This window comes from Mesorhizobium sp. M0590 (assembly GCF_040320905.1).
Lineage (GTDB): Bacteria > Pseudomonadota > Alphaproteobacteria > Rhizobiales > Rhizobiaceae > Mesorhizobium.
In genome coordinates this window covers 92266-109319 of record NZ_JAMYQN010000003.1, presented here as the reverse complement: position 1 = coordinate 109319, position 17054 = coordinate 92266, and the positions used below count along the sequence as shown (strand labels likewise).

General features: G+C 61.4%; 18 protein-coding genes, 1 tRNA gene and 1 pseudogene. 13 read left to right on the top strand and 7 right to left on the bottom strand.

The window, feature by feature from the left end; genetic code table 11:
* The first annotated feature begins 167 nt into the window (after positions 1 to 167).
* Positions 168 to 965, top strand: a complete 798-nt coding sequence (locus NKI52_RS07545) for a TrmH family RNA methyltransferase (RefSeq protein WP_352690543.1) — start codon at positions 168 to 170, stop codon at positions 963 to 965.
* 138 nt (positions 966 to 1103) lie between these two features.
* Here NKI52_RS07545 and NKI52_RS07540 read toward each other — a convergent pair whose 3' ends face one another.
* Positions 1104 to 2267, bottom strand: coding sequence for a coiled-coil domain-containing protein (locus tag NKI52_RS07540; protein WP_352517004.1), 1164 nt, complete (start codon positions 2265 to 2267; stop codon positions 1104 to 1106).
* Positions 2268 to 2414: 147 nt separating this feature from the next.
* Positions 2415 to 2996, bottom strand: coding sequence for a DUF1134 domain-containing protein (locus NKI52_RS07535; RefSeq protein WP_023679557.1), 582 nt, complete (start codon positions 2994 to 2996; stop codon positions 2415 to 2417).
* A 340-nt stretch (positions 2997 to 3336) separates the two neighbouring features.
* Between NKI52_RS07535 and chpT the strand changes: the two genes are divergently transcribed.
* Together chpT and NKI52_RS07525 are read left to right on the top strand one after the other, a co-directional pair.
* The gene (gene chpT / locus NKI52_RS07530; RefSeq protein ID WP_023679558.1) at positions 3337 to 3966 is read left to right on the top strand and encodes a histidine phosphotransferase ChpT; all 630 of its coding nucleotides are present in this window, start codon (positions 3337 to 3339) and stop codon (positions 3964 to 3966) included.
* Positions 3967 to 4206: 240 nt separating this feature from the next.
* Positions 4207 to 4575, top strand: a complete 369-nt coding sequence (locus NKI52_RS07525) for a response regulator (protein WP_023679559.1) — start codon at positions 4207 to 4209, stop codon at positions 4573 to 4575.
* A gap of 106 nt (positions 4576 to 4681) precedes the next feature.
* Here the strand turns inward: NKI52_RS07525 and ctrA are convergent, their stop codons facing one another.
* Complete coding sequence (gene ctrA / locus NKI52_RS07520; protein WP_006203583.1) at positions 4682 to 5377, bottom strand: response regulator transcription factor CtrA; 696 nt, start codon at positions 5375 to 5377, stop codon at positions 4682 to 4684.
* A 451-nt stretch (positions 5378 to 5828) separates the two neighbouring features.
* On the opposite strand from ctrA, the gene NKI52_RS07515 reads away from it, so the two are divergent.
* On the top strand, positions 5829 to 6206 hold the full coding sequence (locus tag NKI52_RS07515) for a flagellar export protein FliJ (protein ID WP_023719275.1): 378 nt from the start codon (positions 5829 to 5831) through the stop codon (positions 6204 to 6206).
* A gap of 62 nt (positions 6207 to 6268) precedes the next feature.
* Here the strand turns inward: NKI52_RS07515 and NKI52_RS07510 are convergent, their stop codons facing one another.
* The gene (locus tag NKI52_RS07510; RefSeq protein ID WP_352697503.1) at positions 6269 to 6664 is read right to left on the bottom strand and encodes a winged helix-turn-helix transcriptional regulator; all 396 of its coding nucleotides are present in this window, start codon (positions 6662 to 6664) and stop codon (positions 6269 to 6271) included.
* A 93-nt stretch (positions 6665 to 6757) separates the two neighbouring features.
* Here NKI52_RS07510 and NKI52_RS07505 point away from each other — a divergent pair, with 93 nt between their 5' ends.
* Complete coding sequence (locus NKI52_RS07505; RefSeq protein ID WP_352697501.1) at positions 6758 to 7684, top strand: NADP-dependent oxidoreductase; 927 nt, start codon at positions 6758 to 6760, stop codon at positions 7682 to 7684.
* 88 nt (positions 7685 to 7772) lie between these two features.
* Here NKI52_RS07505 and sciP read toward each other — a convergent pair whose 3' ends face one another.
* Together sciP and NKI52_RS07495 are read right to left on the bottom strand one after the other, a co-directional pair.
* Positions 7773 to 8048 (bottom strand): CtrA inhibitor SciP, encoded by a 276-nt coding sequence (gene sciP, locus NKI52_RS07500; protein WP_023679563.1) that lies wholly within the window; start codon positions 8046 to 8048, stop codon positions 7773 to 7775.
* A gap of 85 nt (positions 8049 to 8133) precedes the next feature.
* Positions 8134 to 8310, bottom strand: a complete 177-nt coding sequence (locus NKI52_RS07495; RefSeq protein WP_352697499.1) for a hypothetical protein — start codon at positions 8308 to 8310, stop codon at positions 8134 to 8136.
* Here NKI52_RS07495 and mnmA point away from each other — a divergent pair.
* Positions 8309 to 9499 carry a tRNA 2-thiouridine(34) synthase MnmA gene (mnmA, locus tag NKI52_RS07490; protein ID WP_352633379.1) on the top strand — a complete coding sequence of 397 codons (1191 nt, stop codon included), beginning with the start codon at positions 8309 to 8311 and terminating at the stop codon, positions 9497 to 9499. The two genes, NKI52_RS07495 and mnmA, sit on opposite strands and share 2 nt — an antisense overlap.
* A 13-nt stretch (positions 9500 to 9512) precedes the next feature.
* Here mnmA and NKI52_RS07485 read toward each other — a convergent pair whose 3' ends face one another.
* Complete coding sequence (locus tag NKI52_RS07485; protein ID WP_352466761.1) at positions 9513 to 10472, bottom strand: Gfo/Idh/MocA family protein; 960 nt, start codon at positions 10470 to 10472, stop codon at positions 9513 to 9515.
* Positions 10473 to 10708: 236 nt separating this feature from the next.
* On the opposite strand from NKI52_RS07485, the gene NKI52_RS07480 reads away from it, so the two are divergent.
* From NKI52_RS07480 to NKI52_RS07450, 7 genes and pseudogenes are all read left to right on the top strand, one after another.
* Positions 10709 to 10785: transfer RNA gene (locus NKI52_RS07480), tRNA-Met, on the top strand.
* 100 nt (positions 10786 to 10885) lie between these two features.
* Positions 10886 to 11200, top strand: a pseudogene (locus NKI52_RS07475) (YoaK family protein); the annotation flags it as partial.
* Between the two features lie 462 nt (positions 11201 to 11662).
* Complete coding sequence (locus NKI52_RS07470) at positions 11663 to 11977, top strand: helix-turn-helix domain-containing protein (protein ID WP_023675522.1); 315 nt, start codon at positions 11663 to 11665, stop codon at positions 11975 to 11977.
* Complete coding sequence (hyfB, locus tag NKI52_RS07465; RefSeq protein ID WP_502897744.1) at positions 11974 to 13995, top strand: hydrogenase 4 subunit B; 2022 nt, start codon at positions 11974 to 11976, stop codon at positions 13993 to 13995. The genes NKI52_RS07470 and hyfB overlap by 4 nt, the downstream gene beginning before the upstream one ends.
* Positions 13986 to 14942 carry a respiratory chain complex I subunit 1 family protein gene (locus NKI52_RS07460; protein ID WP_023675520.1) on the top strand — a complete coding sequence of 319 codons (957 nt, stop codon included), beginning with the start codon at positions 13986 to 13988 and terminating at the stop codon, positions 14940 to 14942. The genes hyfB and NKI52_RS07460 overlap by 10 nt, the downstream gene beginning before the upstream one ends.
* Entirely contained in the window at positions 14942 to 15604 is a 663-nt protein-coding gene (locus tag NKI52_RS07455) for a hydrogenase-4 component E (RefSeq protein WP_023675519.1), read from the top strand. The genes NKI52_RS07460 and NKI52_RS07455 overlap by 1 nt, the downstream gene beginning before the upstream one ends.
* Complete coding sequence (locus NKI52_RS07450) at positions 15601 to 17052, top strand: hydrogenase 4 subunit F (RefSeq protein WP_023675518.1); 1452 nt, start codon at positions 15601 to 15603, stop codon at positions 17050 to 17052. The genes NKI52_RS07455 and NKI52_RS07450 overlap by 4 nt, the downstream gene beginning before the upstream one ends.
* The last annotated feature ends 2 nt before the right edge of the window (positions 17053 to 17054 follow it).

The window sequence follows — 17054 nt, the reverse complement described above, 5'->3', positions numbered from 1 at the left end:
AGGCCAGGCAGGGCATCTCCGCCCGGCGCCTAGTGATTGGATTTGACCGTTAGAACGGCGTGCATCCATTTGGACACTGAGATACGGTCAGAGCTTCGGATCCGGCATCATGCCTTCCGAATCCGAATCCCGATTCGCGGCCGACGCCAGGGTCCGCCGAGGAAGCCATGAATCCGATCCGCATAGACGACCCGCAGGATCCTCGCGTCGCCGCCTATCTCTACATCCGAGAACGCGATCTTGCCGGCCGGCAGGGCCGTTTCGTCGCCGAAGGCAAGGTGGTGCTCGACACGCTGCTTGCCGCCCGTCGCTTCGAGGCAGAATCGGTGCTGGTGCTCGAGAACCGGCTGGCCGGCCTCGATGACGTCCTGCGCAAGGCGCCTGCCGGGCTTCCGATCTATGTCGCATCCGGCGAAGTCATGGACAGGATTGCCGGATTCCACATGCATCGCGGCATATTGGCGATCGGCCGCAAGGGCGCGGCCGTCTCCGCTGAAGCTTTGCTCGGCGCACTGCCCGCCCGCGCGCTGATCGTGGTGCTGGTCGGCATCGCCAATCATGACAATATGGGATCGATCTTCCGCAATGCCGCCGCCTTTGGCGCGGATGCCGTGCTTCTCGATCCGACCTGCTGCGATCCGCTGTACCGCAAGGCAATCCGCGTCTCGGTGGGCGCGGCCTTGAAAGTCCCCTTCGCCTGCTTTGCCGATACCGCCGGCTGCACCGCAATGCTCGACCGGCAAGGCTTCAGCCAATTCGCCTTGTCGCCGCGCGGGCAGATCGACATTCGCGATGCCAAGAGAAACGGCCGGCTGGCGCTCTATCTCGGCACCGAGGGCGAAGGCCTGCCGGAAAGCCTGCTTGCCCGCCTGCAGACGCTGCGGATCGGTATGGCGCAAGGTTTCGACAGCCTGAACGTTGCCGCCGCGTCAGCCATCGCACTGCATTATTTTTCCGGAGCCTAATGCATGTCGCGCAAAAGTGTGCAGCGGTTTTGCGATAACGACATGCATCAAACAAGAACTTAAAGCGCGTCGCATTAAGCCGGTCGAACGCGGCGCGCCTTAGAGCCGGGGGTGTGCTGCTCTTGGATCTGCGGAATCTCAGTCGGTCGAAGCGGCCTTCTGCAGCGCCCGCACCCGATCGGCAAGGCTGCGTCCGCCGCTCCCCGGCCGCGTATCCTCAGGCGCTGCAAGCGCCCGGGCGATCGGTGAATCCGGCCCGTCGAGCTTTGCCGTCAAGGCCACGACTTGCGCCGCCAGATCGTTCATCTCTTCGCGCAACGCCGCGCTGGCGCTGCCGGTATCGTCTCCGGCCTGTGATTTCGACGTTTCGACGGCAGCAAGATCTGTCTTCAGCCGCCTGTTCTCGCGTGCCAGCGACGTCAGCCTGGCCTCCAGCCGCTCGCGGTCGGCGTCGAGCTTGGCGGTTGTCTGTTCGACGTCGCCGTTGACGGCCACATTGACCTGACTGCCTGGCACGCCGGCAAGACCCACCGCAGGCGCCCTTTCAGCGCCTTTCGGCTTTTCGCGAAGGCGCACCAGTTCCTTCTCGCGGCGCTCCAGCCTGTCCTCGCGATCGGCCAGCGAGGCGAGCAGGCGTTCGACCTTCTTTTCCAGGTCGCCGGTTCTTTTCTTCTCGGCCTTCAGCGCGTCCCGCAAAACCTTGCTTTCGGCTGCCAATTCCTGGCTGCGCCTGTCCGCCTCCTTGCGCTGGCCGCGCAGCAGCGAAATGTCGCTCGCCAGCTTCTGCAGCTCGGATTCGCGCGCCACCAGCTCGATCTGCCTGCTGCTGGATGAAAAACTGGCGTCGTCATACATGTGCTCCAGTTTCCGCAGTTCGAGCCCGCGCTTTTCGAGGGCGCGCTCGGTCTCCGCAAGCCGTTCCGACAGCTGCTGCAGCTGCTCATCGCGCTTGCGAAGCTCCTCGCCCCTGGCTGTAAGATCGGCGACGACCCGGTTCTTGTCCTGTCGCTCGGCCGCCAATTCCTTCAGGGCTTCGCGGTCGCGGCCGATCTCGACCAGCTGTTCGGCGGCCTTCTCGCGCAATGATTTGACGGTCATTTCAAGCCGGCGCACCGAAACGGCGAACTCGGCGCGAATGCGATCCTTGTCCGCCTGGATCTCGGCCAGCGTCAACGGCATCGAGCCCTCGACGCGCTTGCGCGTCAGCGCCACCGCCCGCCGCCACACGGCCGGAGCAATCATCAGCGCCAGAAAGCCGGCGCAGAGAAAGCCGAGGACAAAGAACAGGATCGACTGGACCAAGATGACTATCCGTTGTGCATGGCAACCGCCAAAGGTCGACTTTGCCATCTTCGCATGACGGAAATCCGGCGCCACGGCAAGAGTATGCCGCGGCAAAGCTCAGACCGTGGGATCACAGGTCCAATCGCAGTGGCGCCATCATGCAGGTCAGAACGGATTCCAGGTCGCGCGCTGGGTGAGCTTGAGGTAGCCGAGATTGACGCCGAGCCGGGCGCCGACGCCGGTACGGATCGGCACGAGCAGCACATTGTTGTTCTTCAGCACGTTGAAGCCGACGCCGGCGACGACATAGGCGGAGCCGGCGACGCCGCCAAAACGATTATAGAGGCTGCTCACATCGTCGAGATTGTAGACCAGCATCATGACGCGCGAGCCCTCGCCGCCGAAATCCCAGCCGAGCGACGGGCCTTGCCAGAACACTTTGTGGTCGCCGGCATTCTTGGTGTAGAGCGTGCCTTCGCCATAGGTCAGGCCACCGATCAGCGCCCCGGACCCCTCTTCGCCGAGCAGATAGCCGTTCGGCAGGCCATAGGTGGCGAAAATCTTCTCGACGACGGTGGCGAGCCCGCCCGATGTAGCGCCGAAGAATTTATGACCGGAATCGACGATCTCCTGCGCCGTGTATTCCTGCGCCCGCGCGGCCGATGCCGAAAAGGCGACAAGGCCGATGAGCGCGATCGTCATTGAGATGACACGGAAAAAAGTCCGGTCGTAGAATCGGGAAACCATGCTTCCAATCTCCGTCAGGGAGCACTTTCGCCGACGCCTCGCACCCGTACGGCTCTTTGGCGGCCGTTAAGGATGACTGTTAGGGGCAAACTATGCCGTAATCCTTTTTCAACCATTAAACTCCCACATGAAGATGGCGGTTCGAAGGCTGTTTTCACATCGCCCGCGCAGCACCCTGCTGCGTGAACACGCCATTTTCGACAATCATGATTTCGGATTTGTTGCTGCACGCACAAGCGCTGTGTATTCAGAATGCTTGGGAGAGAGCGTGATTCGTGTGGACAGGCGTGATCATGATCGCCCGGTCATTGTGTTGTGAAATTTGCAGGGATTTTTGCCGATGGCCGAGCTTTTCACCCTTTCCGCACCCGATCTGGCAGCGCTGCTGTGCAGCCGGGTCTGCCACGACATCATTTCGCCGGTCGGCGCCATAAACAACGGGCTTGAGCTGCTCGACGAGGGCGGCGCCGACGAAGACGCCATGAAGCTGATCCGCCAAAGCGCCAAAAACGCCTCCGCCCGCCTGCAATTCGCCCGCATCGCCTTCGGCGCCGCCGGTTCCGCCGGCATGCTGATCGACACCGGGGACGCCGAGGCCGTGGCCATCGCCTTCCTGAAGAACGAGAAGCCGGAACTGATCTGGAACGGAACCCGCGCACTGTTGCCCAAGAACAAGGTCAAGCTGCTGCTCAATCTCATCCTCGTCGCCAACGCCGCCATTCCGCGCGGCGGCAGGCTGGTGGTCACGCTGGAGAACCTGGAGACCGAGCCGCGCTTTGCGCTCGCGGCGAGCGGCCCGATGCTGCGCGTGCCGCCCAAATTCCTGGAATTGCATTCCGGCCACAGGCCGGAAGAGCCGATCGACGCGCATTCGGTGCAGCCCTATTACACGCTGCTCCTGGCCCGCGAAGCCAACATGACGATTTCGATCCATGCGACCGCCGACGAGATCGTCCTTTCTGCAGTCTGAAGTTCTGCTAAGAGCCGGAAAAGTATTTTTCTCCAAATCATATTTGCGGCGTCGTCTTAACATCTGTGAGACCGGCTTGCAGATTGATTGCGTGAAGCATTGCGAAAGAATATTTCACTAAAAAACACCTTCAGGAAAATTTTACCTAACGGCTTTTCGGCTTCTTTACCAGATCGGCCTATGTTCCCCGGCAGATGCCACGACGCTGTCGGTTTGCCGCATGGCAAAGAGGGTCCGGGAATGAAACGCTGCATGTTCGTCGACAATTCGAGCGTCATCAGGAAGGTTGCAAGGCGTATCCTGGGCGGTTCCGGCATGATGGTGATCGAAGCCGCCAGCGGCCATGAGGCGATCGAGATGTGCGCGGTCGACATGCCTGATATCATCGTCGTCGACGGCGCCTTGCCGGACATGCAGGCGCAGGACCTCATCCGCCGCGTGCGCGCCATGGAAAGCCCGGTAGTGCCGCAAGTTTTGATTTCGCTGGTCGAGGTCGACGTCGGGGCGATCATGCGGGCAAAGCGCGCCGGCGCCCAGGGCTACCTGCTGAAGCCGTTCAACCGGCCGCAACTGCTCGAGTGCTTCCGCGCCTTGAAGATTGCCGCCTGATCAGAGCTGTTCCATTCCGACGAAAATCGAATCGGCTCTATCTTGTTGTTTTGCCGGGTTCTTTTCCGAAAAAAACCGGCGACCATTTTGGGATCACACCCCTAGTTCAGGCGCTGACGCGGATATCTTCGGGCTCACGCAGCACATAGCCGCGGCCCCAGACGGTCTCGATGTAATTCTGCCCGCCAGACGCGGCGTCAAGCTTCTTGCGCAGCTTGCATATGAAGACGTCGATGATCTTCAGCTCCGGCTCGTCCATGCCGCCATAGAGATGGTTGAGGAACATTTCCTTGGTCAGCGTGGTGCCCTTGCGCAGCGAGAGCAGTTCCAGCATCTGATATTCCTTGCCGGTCAGATGCACGCGCTGGCCACCGACCTCAACGGTCTTGGCATCGAGATTGACCACCAGGTCGCCGGTGGTGATGACCGACTGGGCGTGGCCCTTGGAACGCCGCACGATGGCGTGGATGCGGGCGACCAGTTCGTCCTTGTGGAAGGGCTTGGTCATGTAATCGTCGGCGCCGAAGCCGAGGCCGCGCACCTTGTCCTCGATGCCGGCCATGCCGGAGAGGATGAGGATCGGCGTCTTCACCTTGGAAAGGCGAAGTGTTCTCAAAACTTCATAGCCCGACATGTCGGGGAGGTTGAGATCGAGGAGAATGATGTCGTAATCATAAAGCTTGCCTAGATCGACGCCCTCTTCGCCAAGGTCGGTCGTATAGACATTGAAACTTTCCGATTTCAACATCAGCTCGATGCTTTGTGCGGTTGCACTGTCGTCTTCTATCAGCAGAACGCGCATTTCATTCCCCTTTTCTGCTGCCGGACCATTTCACGACCCGTCCAGGACCGGAGCAGTGATTGCCCTGAGCAGAGGCTGCCATCGAATGGTTAATAAAACCTAATTCCCCGTCCGTGACGGTATCAGATTTTTTAACCCCTTTCTACACCTTGTTGAATCCAATAACGAATCACAGCCCCAAACCGTTAATGCGGCACATTAATAAGCCAGACTAAGTGACTCTTCGGACTCGTTGGCCAGGTTTCGCGACGAGAAGCAGAATTTTTACCCGCCCTTAAGTCCTGAGCCGTATGATTAACAATGCCCGTAAACGAATGGTTACCGCCGGCAAAAAACTTTAGGAGTTTGTTTCCCATAGTTCGGGGAAAGCCGGTGGAAACGGGTCAGGCCTGGGCCTTGCCGGGTGAATTGGACGATATGTGCAGGTGTGCGTTTCCGGGAGTACCGAATCATGAAGTCACGTGAAAACCTCGTTCGGCTGAAGCAATTTCAGGTGAGCGAGAAGCGGCGGCAGCTGCTGCAGCTCGACATGATGATCGCCGAATTCGAGCGCATGGCCGTCGAGCTGGAACTTCAGATCGCTGCCGAAGAGAAGAAGGCCGGCATCACCGACATCAATCACTTTGCTTATCCGACCTTCGCCAAGGCGGCACGGCTACGCCGCGACAACCTTAGAAATTCGCAAAGCGACCTCGCCCAGCAGCGAAATGTCGCCGAATCATTGCTGAGCGAAGCCGAAGCGGAGCTTTCCAAGGCCGAGATGCTGGAATCGCGCGACACCAAGGCGCGCGACACGGAAGCCGGCGGCCGCAGCGCCATGATCGGCTGAAAACAAGACTTTAACGCGCGTCGCGCTTGCGCGCTATTGCTGCGCACCGAACTGTGCCCGCCTCAGGCATCCAGATCTTCTTGCTGTTCCGCCGCCCGTGCGCGCGCATTTTTGATGTCGGGCACATGCTGCTCCGACCAGGCTCTGATCTGATTGAGCAGTCCTGCCAGGTTCTGGCCAAGTTCGGTCAGCTCATATTCGACCCGCGGCGGAATGACCGGGAAGATTTCGCGCCGCACAAGCCCGTCGCGTTCCAGGATACGCAGCGTCTGCGTCAGCATTTTCGGCGTGATGCCTTCGAGCTTGCGCGCCAATTCGCCGTTGCGGAGCCGGCCCCGGCGCAGCGCACAGATCACCAGGTGGACCCATTTGCTGGCGAGCGTCTCGAGCACGGCGTGTGACGGGCACGACCGCCGAAAGGCGTCATAGCCGAAAGGGGAAACATCTTCACTATCCATGAGGTGCGTATATATCAAAAAGGTACATACTAGACAAGAGAATATAACTATCCAAATTATAGTGGCACATCAAAACCAGCAGGAGAGCCTTCCATGCGTGCCATTATCCAGAATTCCTTCGGCGGACCCGACGTCCTCGTCATTGCCGATCGCCCCGCGCCATCACCCGAGGCCGGCGAAGTGCTCGTCCGCATCGAGGCGGCCGGCATCAATCCGGTCGATGGTGCGGTGCGCGGCGGCCACTATCCGCTGCTCGGCGAGCCGCCTTTTGTCCTTGGCTGGGACGTTTCGGGAGTTGTCGAGGCGCTGGGCTCCGGCGTCTCCGGCCTCAAGGTCGGCGATGCCGTGTTCGGCATGACGCGCTTTCCCAAACAGGCGGCAGCCTACGCCGAACTCGCCGCTGTCCCGGCTGATGAGCTTGCGCCGAAACCTGAAGGCATAGATCACGCGCAAGCCGCCGCGCTGCCGCTGGCCGGCCTGACGGCCTGGCAAGGCCTTGTCCGCCATGGCCGGCTCGATTCTGGCAAGCGCGTGCTGATCCACGCCGGAGCCGGCGGCGTCGGCCATCTGGCGGTGCAGATCGCCAAGGCGCACGACGCTTACGTCGTCGCGACCGCCAGCCCGGAAAAGCTCGATTTCGTCCGCTCGCTCGGCGCCGACGAGGTGATCGACTACACAAGGGATGATTTCACCGGGAAGGCCCGCGACATCGATCTGGTTCTGGACCCGTTCGGCGGCGTGCATGCGGAGCAATCACTGAAAGTGCTCACGGCCGGCGGCGTTCTGGTGTCGCTGCTCGATGTCAGCGATGCCACCAAGGCAAAGGCCAGGACGCGAGGCATCCGCGTCGAGCGCATGTCCGTAGTGCCCGACCGTGCCGCTCTGGTGGAGCTCGGCAAATTGATCGACGCGAAAAAGCTGGCCGTCCACGTGGCAAAGGCGTTTCCGCTCGAACGGGCCGGTGCCGCCCATGCCTTTCTCGCCACCAGGCCGATCGGCAAGGTGGTGCTGACGGTCTGAAATTGCAGATCGTCGCCCCTCGCAAACGTAAGGGCGCTGATCAGCGCCCCTCGCAAACGTAAGGGCGCTGATCAGCGCCCTTATCGACCTAATGCCGGTATTGCTGGATGCGCGTGGTGCGCAGGCCGGCAAGGCCGTATTCGTCGATCGACGCTTGCCAGGACAGGAATTCCTCGGTGGTGAGCTTGTAGCGCTGGCATGCCTCTTCGAGGCTCAAAAGCCCGCCACGCACCGCCGCCACCACTTCCGCCTTGCGCCGGATAACCCAACGACGTGTGTTTGTCGGCGGCAGATCGGCGATGGTAAGTGGGCTGCCGTCTGGCCCGATAACATATTTGACTCGCGGTCTAATTAGATCGGTCATCGTACTCTCTACAAAAAACTCAAAGACCCAATCCCCACCACATTACCGCCACAGCTTTAAAATTTGCCTAAGCAGACCCTAATGGTTAGGTAAGGATCATGAACGCGGCGTTAGCCTTTTCATCGGCATTTGAAACACTGCCGGCAAGCGCATTGAACCCGGCAGGAAAAATGAGCCGGCCCGGCAAAGCTGGCGCAGCCGAGACGCTTGACCTATATTCCGGCCATTGGCATTGAAGCGCCGCGCAGAACGAAAGAACCATGAACAGCCTCGATCTTCCCGGACGCCCCGAAAACACCCGCGTCGTCGTCGCCATGTCGGGCGGTGTCGATTCGTCGGTCGTTGCCGGCCTCCTGAAGCGCGAGGGCTACGACGTCGTCGGCGTCACGCTGCAGCTTTATGACCACGGCGCGGCAACGCACCGGGCCGGCTCATGCTGCGCCGGCCAGGACATCGACGATGCCCGCCGCGTCTCCGAGACGCTCGGCATCCCGCATTACGTCCTCGATTACGAGGAGCGCTTCCGCAAGGCGGTGATCGACCCGTTCGCCGAGAGCTATGTCGCCGGCGAAACGCCGATCCCTTGCGTTTCCTGCAATCAGACGGTGAAATTCGCCGACCTTCTTGCGACCGCCAAGGAACTCGGCGCCGACGCGCTGGCGACCGGCCACTACATCCGTTCCGGCGCCAATGGCGCCCACCGCGCGCTTTACCGGCCGGTCGACGCCGACCGCGACCAGAGCTACTTCCTTTTCGCCACAACCCAGGCGCAGATCGACTATCTGCGTTTTCCGCTCGGCGGCCTGTCGAAGCCTGAGGTTCGCGCCATCGCCGAGGAGATGGGACTGACGGTTGCGGCCAAGCAGGACAGCCAGGACATCTGCTTCGTGCCGCAGGGCAAGTATTCCGATATCATCGCCAAGCTGAAGCCGGCTGCCGCCAATCCGGGCGACATCGTCCATATAGACGGGCGCGTGCTTGGCCGCCACGAGGGCATTTTGCGCTACACCGTCGGTCAGCGCCGCGGCATCGGCATCGCCTCGGGCGAGCCGCTCTACGTCGTTCATCTCGACGCCGACCGGGCCCGCGTCGTCGTCGGCCCGCGCGAGGCGCTGGAGACCCACAAGATCTTCTTGCGCAACATGAACTGGCTGGGCGATGGCCCGCTGACCGCTATCCCGGCGGCCGGGCTTGAGCTTTTCGCCAAGGTGCGCTCGACGCGGCCGCCGCGCCCGGCCGTGCTGCATCACCGCGCCGGAGTCACTTCGGTGGAACTGGTCGACGGCGAATCCGGCATCGCGCCCGGTCAGGCTTGCGTGCTCTATTCCGACGGTGGCAACGAGGCGCGCGTGTTCGGCGGCGGCTTCATCGAGCGCTCCGAGCGCGGCGCCGAGGCCGAGGCGATGCTGACGCGGCTTGCCGTCCAGCCGGCGCGGGTTCCCGCCGAATAGACGGCGTTTTCTCTCAGGGCCTTGTATGGGCGACGGTGCCGGCGGTCAGGATGCGCAGCACGCGGATGGCCTCCTCGCCGCTGGTGCGCGGTTCGGCCCGCGTCTCGATGCAGTGGATGAAATGCTCGAGCTCGCGCGTCAGCGGCATGCCCTCACCGACCGCGACATAGGACGGCTCGTTGGCGGTGAACGCCCATTGGCCGCTGTCCTGCCACACCGCGTGGCGATAGACGGCAAGCTTGCGCTCCCACGGCTCGACATCGTCGAACACCGCCATCGCCTTGGTGCCGACAACGGTCAGCCGCCGTTCGCGGTAAGGGTTGAGCCGCGAGGCGAACAGATGGCCGCGCAGGCCGTTGGGAAAGCGCATGTGCAGATGCGCAAAGTCGCTGAGATTGTCGAGAAGAGCAGCGCCTTCGCCGCGCACTTCGACCGGTTCGGTGCCGGTGATGGCCAGGATCATCGACAGATCGTGCGGCGCCAGATCCCATAGCGCGTCGTTTTCGGTGTGGAACTTGCCGAGGCCGAGCCGATGCGAATGGATGTAGCGGACTTCGCCGAGTTCGCCATTGTCGATCAGCGCCTTCAGTGTCTCGAAGGCGGGATGAAAGCGCAGCACGTGGCCGACCATGAAGACACGGCCATTATCGGCGGCCGCCTGCACCGAGCGTTCGGCATCGGCCACCGTCAGCGCGATCGGCTTCTCCACCAGCACGTCCTTGCCGCCGAGCACGGCGCGCACCGCCATGTCGGCATGGAACTGCGGCGGCAGCGCCATGACAATGGCGTCGACATCGTCGCGGGCAAACAGCGCCTCCGGCTCTATCGCCAGGCAATCCTGCTCGCTGGCAAAACCCTCCGCACGCGCGGGGTTGACGTCCGAAACCGCATGCAGCGCGCCGAGCGCCTTTAGGGTGCGGATGTGGTTGCTGCCCCAGTATCCGCAACCGAGGACTGCAATGCGCGGTTTCATCAATTCATGACCATGGCTTTCGTGGCCGAGACATAGCGACGTGCCTCGCTGAACTCAACCCCGGCCTGTGCGCCCAAATGTCTGCCCGGCAAAGCTTTAGGCGCCAGCAATATGCCGGCGCGGCAGCCACTTCGATGCTTGACAGGCTTGGCCTCGCAACCTTATATCCGCGCGACCTTGGCGAACGCGCCGATATGCCTGCCGATTTAAGCTGGATTTCGGGCCTTCGCCCCCCTGGCGGGGTAGCTCAGTTGGTTAGAGCACGGGAATCATAATCCTGGGGTCGGGGGTTCAAGTCCCTCTCCCGCTACCAAATTCCAAAGATAAATCAGACACATAGAGATGTGCCGGTGCCAGTCGTCTCATTGTAGCGGGTCGCGCGATTTTGCAATTTTGACACCCGGTTTTGCACCATCATCACCAAGCTGTCGGAAGCCAGAATCCGGACAACGCATGTCACTGGCCTGGTGACTGACATGGGCATCGAACTCGGCAAGCTGCTTTATTGGAACATCTCGGGGCGTGACTCGGACGAACTGTTCGTGAAGGCAGATCGAAGAAAGCTGAGGCTGCTTGCGTCGCTTGTGGCATTGTTCTTTCTCGGCGGCGTCATCGGCGCTGTGGGTTTCAAGCATGTCGGCTTCGCGGCGACGTTGTTTCTCGCGGCCATTCTCCTCGTGCTGGCCTCCATGCCAGTCCTGGAGGACGTCTCCGTTCGCATGAGGCGGCTTTGGCAGTAGCGCTGCAGAGCTTTGCCGCATGCCAGATTTGGCAGCACATTCGCGAAGGCGCTGTTCCTGGATTTCGGCAGCTATCTGTTTGGCCGATCCTGAAGCACGAACACGATGAGACCGGCCCAACGGCATGAGCAAGCGAACTCAGCCATACCCACTCATAACGTAGAGTGGGGTCGAAGAGATAGCCGACGCGCCCGCGGCGGCTCCAATCGAGTGGCCAGCCGAGATAAGGCCCATTGCCAGCCCCATCACGCGCAATCCGAGACGGCTGGCGACAAGACTGGCCGTGACGGCAATGGCCGCATGGCTTTGGTGCGCAGGGCGTATTGCCCGGTTTTCTACAGCCTCAAGACAGATGCGTCACGCATCACTAATTGAATGCGCCGCATTTTAATATATGCTGCAAGACGTAGAGATAATATCTCAAAGCTGATCAAAAAGGGGGATGCGACCGTGATAACTGCTCCACAGTTGCGTGCCGCGAGGGCGCTCCTTGGCATCGACCAGCGCAGGCTTGCCGAATTGTCCGGTCTTTCCGTGCCGACAATTCAACGCATGGAAGCCAGCGAGTCGATTATTCGGGGCAACGTCGATTCTCTCATGAAGCTGATCGGGGCACTTGACCTCGCCGGCGTGGAATTGATCGCTGAAGGCGCCTCCAGCCAGATCGGTGGGCGCGGCGTGCGACTGAAAGCGGATTTTGACCCCGCCAAAATCCTTGGCGGGGTCGACACGGATGCCAAACTCCCCGTGAGGAGCGTGGCGTGATTTCGGGGGCCGCGGTCCTCCTGTGGGGCGTTGCTGCGCTCCTGGGGACTGCGGTGCTTGCGATTGCGGAAAGCCGCAGATCGGACTCGGGAACACGCCTGATCTACGGCTTGACGCTAGGTATATCGGCGGCCGTGCTCATGGTTCTCGCGAGCCGCATCGCCGACAATCCCGTCACCCCGTCGACTGTGGTGTTGCCTCTTGGATTGCCATGGATTGGCGCTCATTTCCGTTTGGATGCGCTCTCGACTTTCTTCCTCATCGTCGTCAACTTCGGCGGCTCCATGGCCAGCCTTTATGGCCTCGGCTACGGCAGGCATGAGTCTGCGCCGCATCGGGTGCTGCCGTTCTTCCCGGCTTTCCTAGCCGGAATGAACCTTGTCGTGGTGGCCGACGACGCCTTCACTTTCCTGCTTTCTTGGGAATTCATGTCGCTCGCCTCCTGGGCACTCGTCATGGCGCACCATCGCGAGCAGGACAATGCGCGGGCGGGCTACATCTATCTCGTGATGGCAAGCTTCGGCACACTCGCGCTGCTGCTTGCGTTCGGCCTGCTCGCCGGATCCGATGGAACCTACACATTCGACGCGATGCGAGCCGCCGATCCCACCCCGTTCGCCGCTGCTTTCGTCCTGGTTCTCATGCTGCTGGGCGCCGGCTCCAAGGCTGGACTCGTCCCGCTGCAGGTTTGGCTGCCACTCGCCCATCCGGCCGCGCCAAGCCACGTCTCGGCTCTCATGAGCGGCGTGATGACCAAGGTCGCAGTCTATGGCTTCATACGCGTTATTTTCGATCTGCTCGGTGAGCCGGCATGGTGGTCGGGCGTTGCCGTGCTTTTCCTTGGCGGCCTGACGGCGGTTCTCGGCATCCTCTACGCGCTGATGGAAAAGGACCTGAAGCGACTGCTTGCCTATAGCACCATTGAAAACATCGGCGTCGTCTTCGTAAGCCTTGGTCTCGCGCTCGCTTTCAAGGCGAACGCCATGCCATCGGCTGCAGCGCTGGCGCTCACCGCCGCGCTGTTCCACGTCCTCAACCATTCCTTTTTCAAGAGCCTGCTGTTTTTCGGCGCGGGCGCCGTGCTGACGGCAACCGGAGAGCGGGATATGGAGAAGCTGGGCGGTCTCATCCACCGCATGCCCTTTACAAGTTTTGCCTTTCTCGTCGGTTGCGTCGCGATCTCGGCACTTCCACCCTTCAACGGCTTCGTCTCCGAATGGCTGGCCTTTCAGGCCATATTGCAGAGCCCCGATCTGCCACAATGGGGACTGAAGGTCATGGTGCCCGCCGTTGGCGGTCTGCTGGCGCTGTCAGCGGCACTGGCCGCGGCCTGCTTTGTAAAGGCGTTCGGGATTACATTCCTCGGCCGGCCACGCTCGGCCGCGGTGGAACTGGCGCATGAGGTCGACCGCTACTCGCTGGCGGCAATGTTCATTCTCGCTGCCCTTTGTCTCCTGGCCGGCATTCTGCCCGGTCTTGTGATAGACGGCCTCTCATCGGTGACACTGCCACTGATCGGCAGTCGGATGCCTGTGCAGATGGCCCAGCCCTGGCTGTCTATCGTGCCGATTGCAGCGAGCCGCAGTTCCTACAACGGCCTGTTAGTGTTCCTGTTCATCGCCTTTTCCGCATCCGCTGCGGCATATGTGATCCATCGCTTTGCATCACATGCACTCCGTCGGGGTCCCGCCTGGGGTTGTGGCTTCCTGGATGTGGTCCCGAGCTCGCAGTACACGGCCGTCAGCTTCGCGCAGCCTATCCGCCGCGTCTTCGGCACGTTCGTATTCCGTGCAAGGGAAACCGTCGAAATGCCGGCACCTGGCGAGACCGGTCCGGCTCGTCTGAATGTCGAAATGCATGATGTGATCTGGGAGACGCTGTACCTGCCTATCGGCCGGGCCCTCGACTTTGCGACCGACCACCTCAACCATCTGCAGTTCCTGACGATCAGGCGCTACCTGACCCTCGTCTTTCTCTTTCTCATTGTCCTGCTCCTGGTGCTCGCACTATGGCCGTGATTCTCGAATTGGCCGTTCAAGGCGCGCAGATGGCGCTGGTGCTTTTGCTGGCGCCGCTCCTGACCGGATTCGTGCGCAAGGTGAAGGCACGGCTCTTGCGCCGCCAGGGTCCTTCCCTGATCCAACCTTACCGCGATCTCTTGCGGCTGATGCGCAAGGAAGTCGTTCTGGCGGACAACGCATCCTGGCTGTTTCGCGTGACGCCCTATCTGATCTTTGCCACCACCTGGGTCGGCGCGGCGCTCATCCCGACATTCGCCGCCGGCCTCACATTCAGTTGGACCGCCGATCTCATAGCCATTGTCGCACTGCTGGGAAGCGCCCGGTTCTTCCTGGCGCTGGCAGGCATGGACGTCGGCACGAGCTTCGGCGGCATCGGCTCGAGCCGCGAGGTGATGATCGCTTCGCTGGCCGAACCCGCCATGCTGCTCATCGTGTTCAGCCTGGCGCTCGTCGCGGGTGCTACGCAACTCTCAACGGTCGCCGCCTTCATGGGGTCACCGGAGGTTGGCTTGCGGGTGTCGCTCGGGATGTCGCTCATCGCCCTCGTGATGGTGGCGATCGCCGAAAACGCCCGCATACCCGTGGACAACCCATCGACCCATCTGGAACTCACCATGGTTCATGAGGCGATGGTGCTGGAATATTCCGGTCGCCATCTGGCGATGATCGAGTTTGCCGCCTTCCTCAAGCTTCTGCTCTATGTGTCGCTGATTTCCTGCGTCTTCCTACCTTGGGGACTGGCGAGCGCCGGGGCAGGATTGGAATCCCTTGCTCCGGGTGTCGTCGCCTATGTCGGCAAGCTTGCCGTCTGTGGCGTTCTCCTCGCCGTGTTTGAGACTGCCATCGCCAAGATGCGCGTCTTCCGCGTCCCGGATTTCCTCGGGGCAGCGCTGATGCTGGCCCTGCTCGGCACGCTCCTGCTGTTCGTCTCACGGAGCCTCTGATGAACGGCCTCACCTTCGACATCGCTCACCTGCTCGCCGGCGGCCTGGTGCTGGTCAGTTTCATGATGCTGTATCAGGATCGCCTCTTTGCTCTGATCAACGTTTTTGCGCTTCATGCAATCGTGCTGGCCCTGTCCGTAGCTTGGCAGGCATACATTCAGGACGCGCATCATCTCTACGTCACGGCGGCGATCGCCCTCGTCTTCAAGGCGATCGTCATTCCTGTCGGGCTTCATCGCATCATTCAGCGGCTCGGCATCCATCGTGACGTCGAGACCGCCGTCGGCATCGGTACGACGATGCTTGCGGGGATAGGCCTGGTGACCCTGTCCATGGTCCTGATGCTGCGCGTCACTCCCGAGGCTGATCCCCTCGCCCGCGAGGACCTGGCTTTCGCGCTGTCCATCATTTTGCTGGGGCTGCTGGTGATGGTCACCCGCCGCAACGCCGTCAGCCAAGTTGTCGGATTCATGTCGCTCGAGAACGGTCTGGTCCTCGCCGCCACGGGGGCCAAGGGCATGCCTCTGGTCGTCGAGATCAGTGTCGCCTTCTCGATCCTTATCGCCTTCATCGTCATCGGAGTCTTCCTGTTCCGCATCCGCGAGAGGTTCGACTCGGTGGATGTCGGCGCGCTCGACGACTACAGGGGAGAACACCGTTGACCGCGTTTTCCCTCGATGCGGTGGCCGCCATTTTGCTGATACCGGTCTTCGCGGCCGCACTTCTGGCGGCGCTGCCGAAATACCGGATATCGGCGGGCGTCAATGTCGCTGCGAGCTTGCTGACCTTGCTCGCCGCACTGTCGCTTCTTGTCACCGACCGCCCGCAGCCTGGGCAGTATCTGCTCGTCGACGATCTCAACATCGTCTTCATCGTGCTCAACACATTCGTCGGCTTCACCACCAGCGTCTTCAGCGCTTCCTACATTGCCCACGAACTGGAGAGCGGGCGGCTGACAGTCCCGAACTTGCGGTTTTATCACGCAATGTACCAGGTCATGATGTTCGGCATGAACCTGGCGTTCGTGTCGAACAATATTGGCTTGATGTGGGTGGCGGTGGAGCTTGCCACGCTGACCACCGTGCTCATGGTCGGCATCTACCGCACGCACGAAGCGCTGGAGGCAGCCTGGAAATATTTCATTCTGGGCAGCGTCGGCATCGCGCTCGCACTGTTCGGCACCATCCTCGTCTACATGGCTGCACAGCCGGTTGTTGGCGAGGGGACGAATGCGATGGTCTGGACGGTGCTCATCGCTCACGCCGCGCGCTTCGATCCGGCTCTGCTCAATGTCGCCTTCATCTTTCTGCTGCTCGGCTACGGGACGAAGGTCGGCCTTGCGCCCTTACATGCCTGGCTGCCAGACGCGCATGCTGAGGGTCCAACGCCGATTTCCGCAGTGCTGTCGGGCTTGCTGTTAAACGTCGCACTCTATGCCGTGCTGCGCTTCAAGCTGTTGCTCGCGGCAAGCCCGGAAGCGATCGCACCTGGGCCATTGATGATCACGATGGGACTGACGTCGCTTGTCTTCGCGGCCTTCATGCTCTACCGCCGCCGCGACATCAAACGCCTGTTCGCGTACTCCTCGATCGAGCACATGGGCATCATCGTGTTCGCCTTCGGCATAGGAGGCCCGCTCGCCAATTTTGCCGGGCTGCTGCACATGGTCATGCACAGCCTGACCAAGTCGGCGATCTTTTTCACGGTCGGCCACATTGCCCAGGTCAAGGGGACACAGAACATCGCCGAAATCCGGGGACTGACGGAAACACATCCTGCCCTTGGCTGGGCGCTCGTCATCGGCGTCGTTGCCATTGCCGGCCTCCCTCCGCTCGGTATCTTCATGAGCGAATTCCTGGTCGTGAGTTCGACATTTGCAAGACACCCTCTTTTGGCGATGCCGTTGGTTTTCGGGATTCTGCTCGCTTTCGGCGCCCTGCTGCTTCGACTGACCGGCGTCGCTTTCGGCGAACCGCGCGGCAGCACTGCACCCGCCGAGGCGTCCTACATTCCGATGTATTCCCACTTGGCGTTGGTGTTTGCCGCCGGCATCTATCTGCCGCCACCGCTGGTCACATGGTTCCAGCACGTCGCAAGTATCCTGGGGTGAGC

Coding starts and splice junctions, on each gene's coding strand:
- NKI52_RS07485 (WP_352466761.1), bottom strand. CDS start 10,472: ATGAAACCGCGCATTGCAGTCCTCGGTTGCGGATACTGGGGCAGCAAC.
- NKI52_RS07515 (WP_023719275.1), top strand. CDS start 5,829: ATGAAGTCACGTGAAAACCTCGTTCGGCTGAAGCAATTTCAGGTGAGC.
- NKI52_RS07505 (WP_352697501.1), top strand. CDS start 6,758: ATGCGTGCCATTATCCAGAATTCCTTCGGCGGACCCGACGTCCTCGTC.
- NKI52_RS07510 (WP_352697503.1), bottom strand. CDS start 6,664: ATGGATAGTGAAGATGTTTCCCCTTTCGGCTATGACGCCTTTCGGCGG.
- ctrA (WP_006203583.1), bottom strand. CDS start 5,377: ATGCGCGTTCTGCTGATAGAAGACGACAGTGCAACCGCACAAAGCATC.
- NKI52_RS07460 (WP_023675520.1), top strand. CDS start 13,986: ATGGCCGTGATTCTCGAATTGGCCGTTCAAGGCGCGCAGATGGCGCTG.
- sciP (WP_023679563.1), bottom strand. CDS start 8,048: ATGACCGATCTAATTAGACCGCGAGTCAAATATGTTATCGGGCCAGAC.
- NKI52_RS07535 (WP_023679557.1), bottom strand. CDS start 2,996: ATGGTTTCCCGATTCTACGACCGGACTTTTTTCCGTGTCATCTCAATG.
- mnmA (WP_352633379.1), top strand. CDS start 8,309: ATGAACAGCCTCGATCTTCCCGGACGCCCCGAAAACACCCGCGTCGTC.
- NKI52_RS07455 (WP_023675519.1), top strand. CDS start 14,942: ATGAACGGCCTCACCTTCGACATCGCTCACCTGCTCGCCGGCGGCCTG.
- NKI52_RS07495 (WP_352697499.1), bottom strand. CDS start 8,310: ATGGTTCTTTCGTTCTGCGCGGCGCTTCAATGCCAATGGCCGGAATAT.
- NKI52_RS07525 (WP_023679559.1), top strand. CDS start 4,207: ATGAAACGCTGCATGTTCGTCGACAATTCGAGCGTCATCAGGAAGGTT.
- NKI52_RS07545 (WP_352690543.1), top strand. CDS start 168: ATGAATCCGATCCGCATAGACGACCCGCAGGATCCTCGCGTCGCCGCC.
- chpT (WP_023679558.1), top strand. CDS start 3,337: ATGGCCGAGCTTTTCACCCTTTCCGCACCCGATCTGGCAGCGCTGCTG.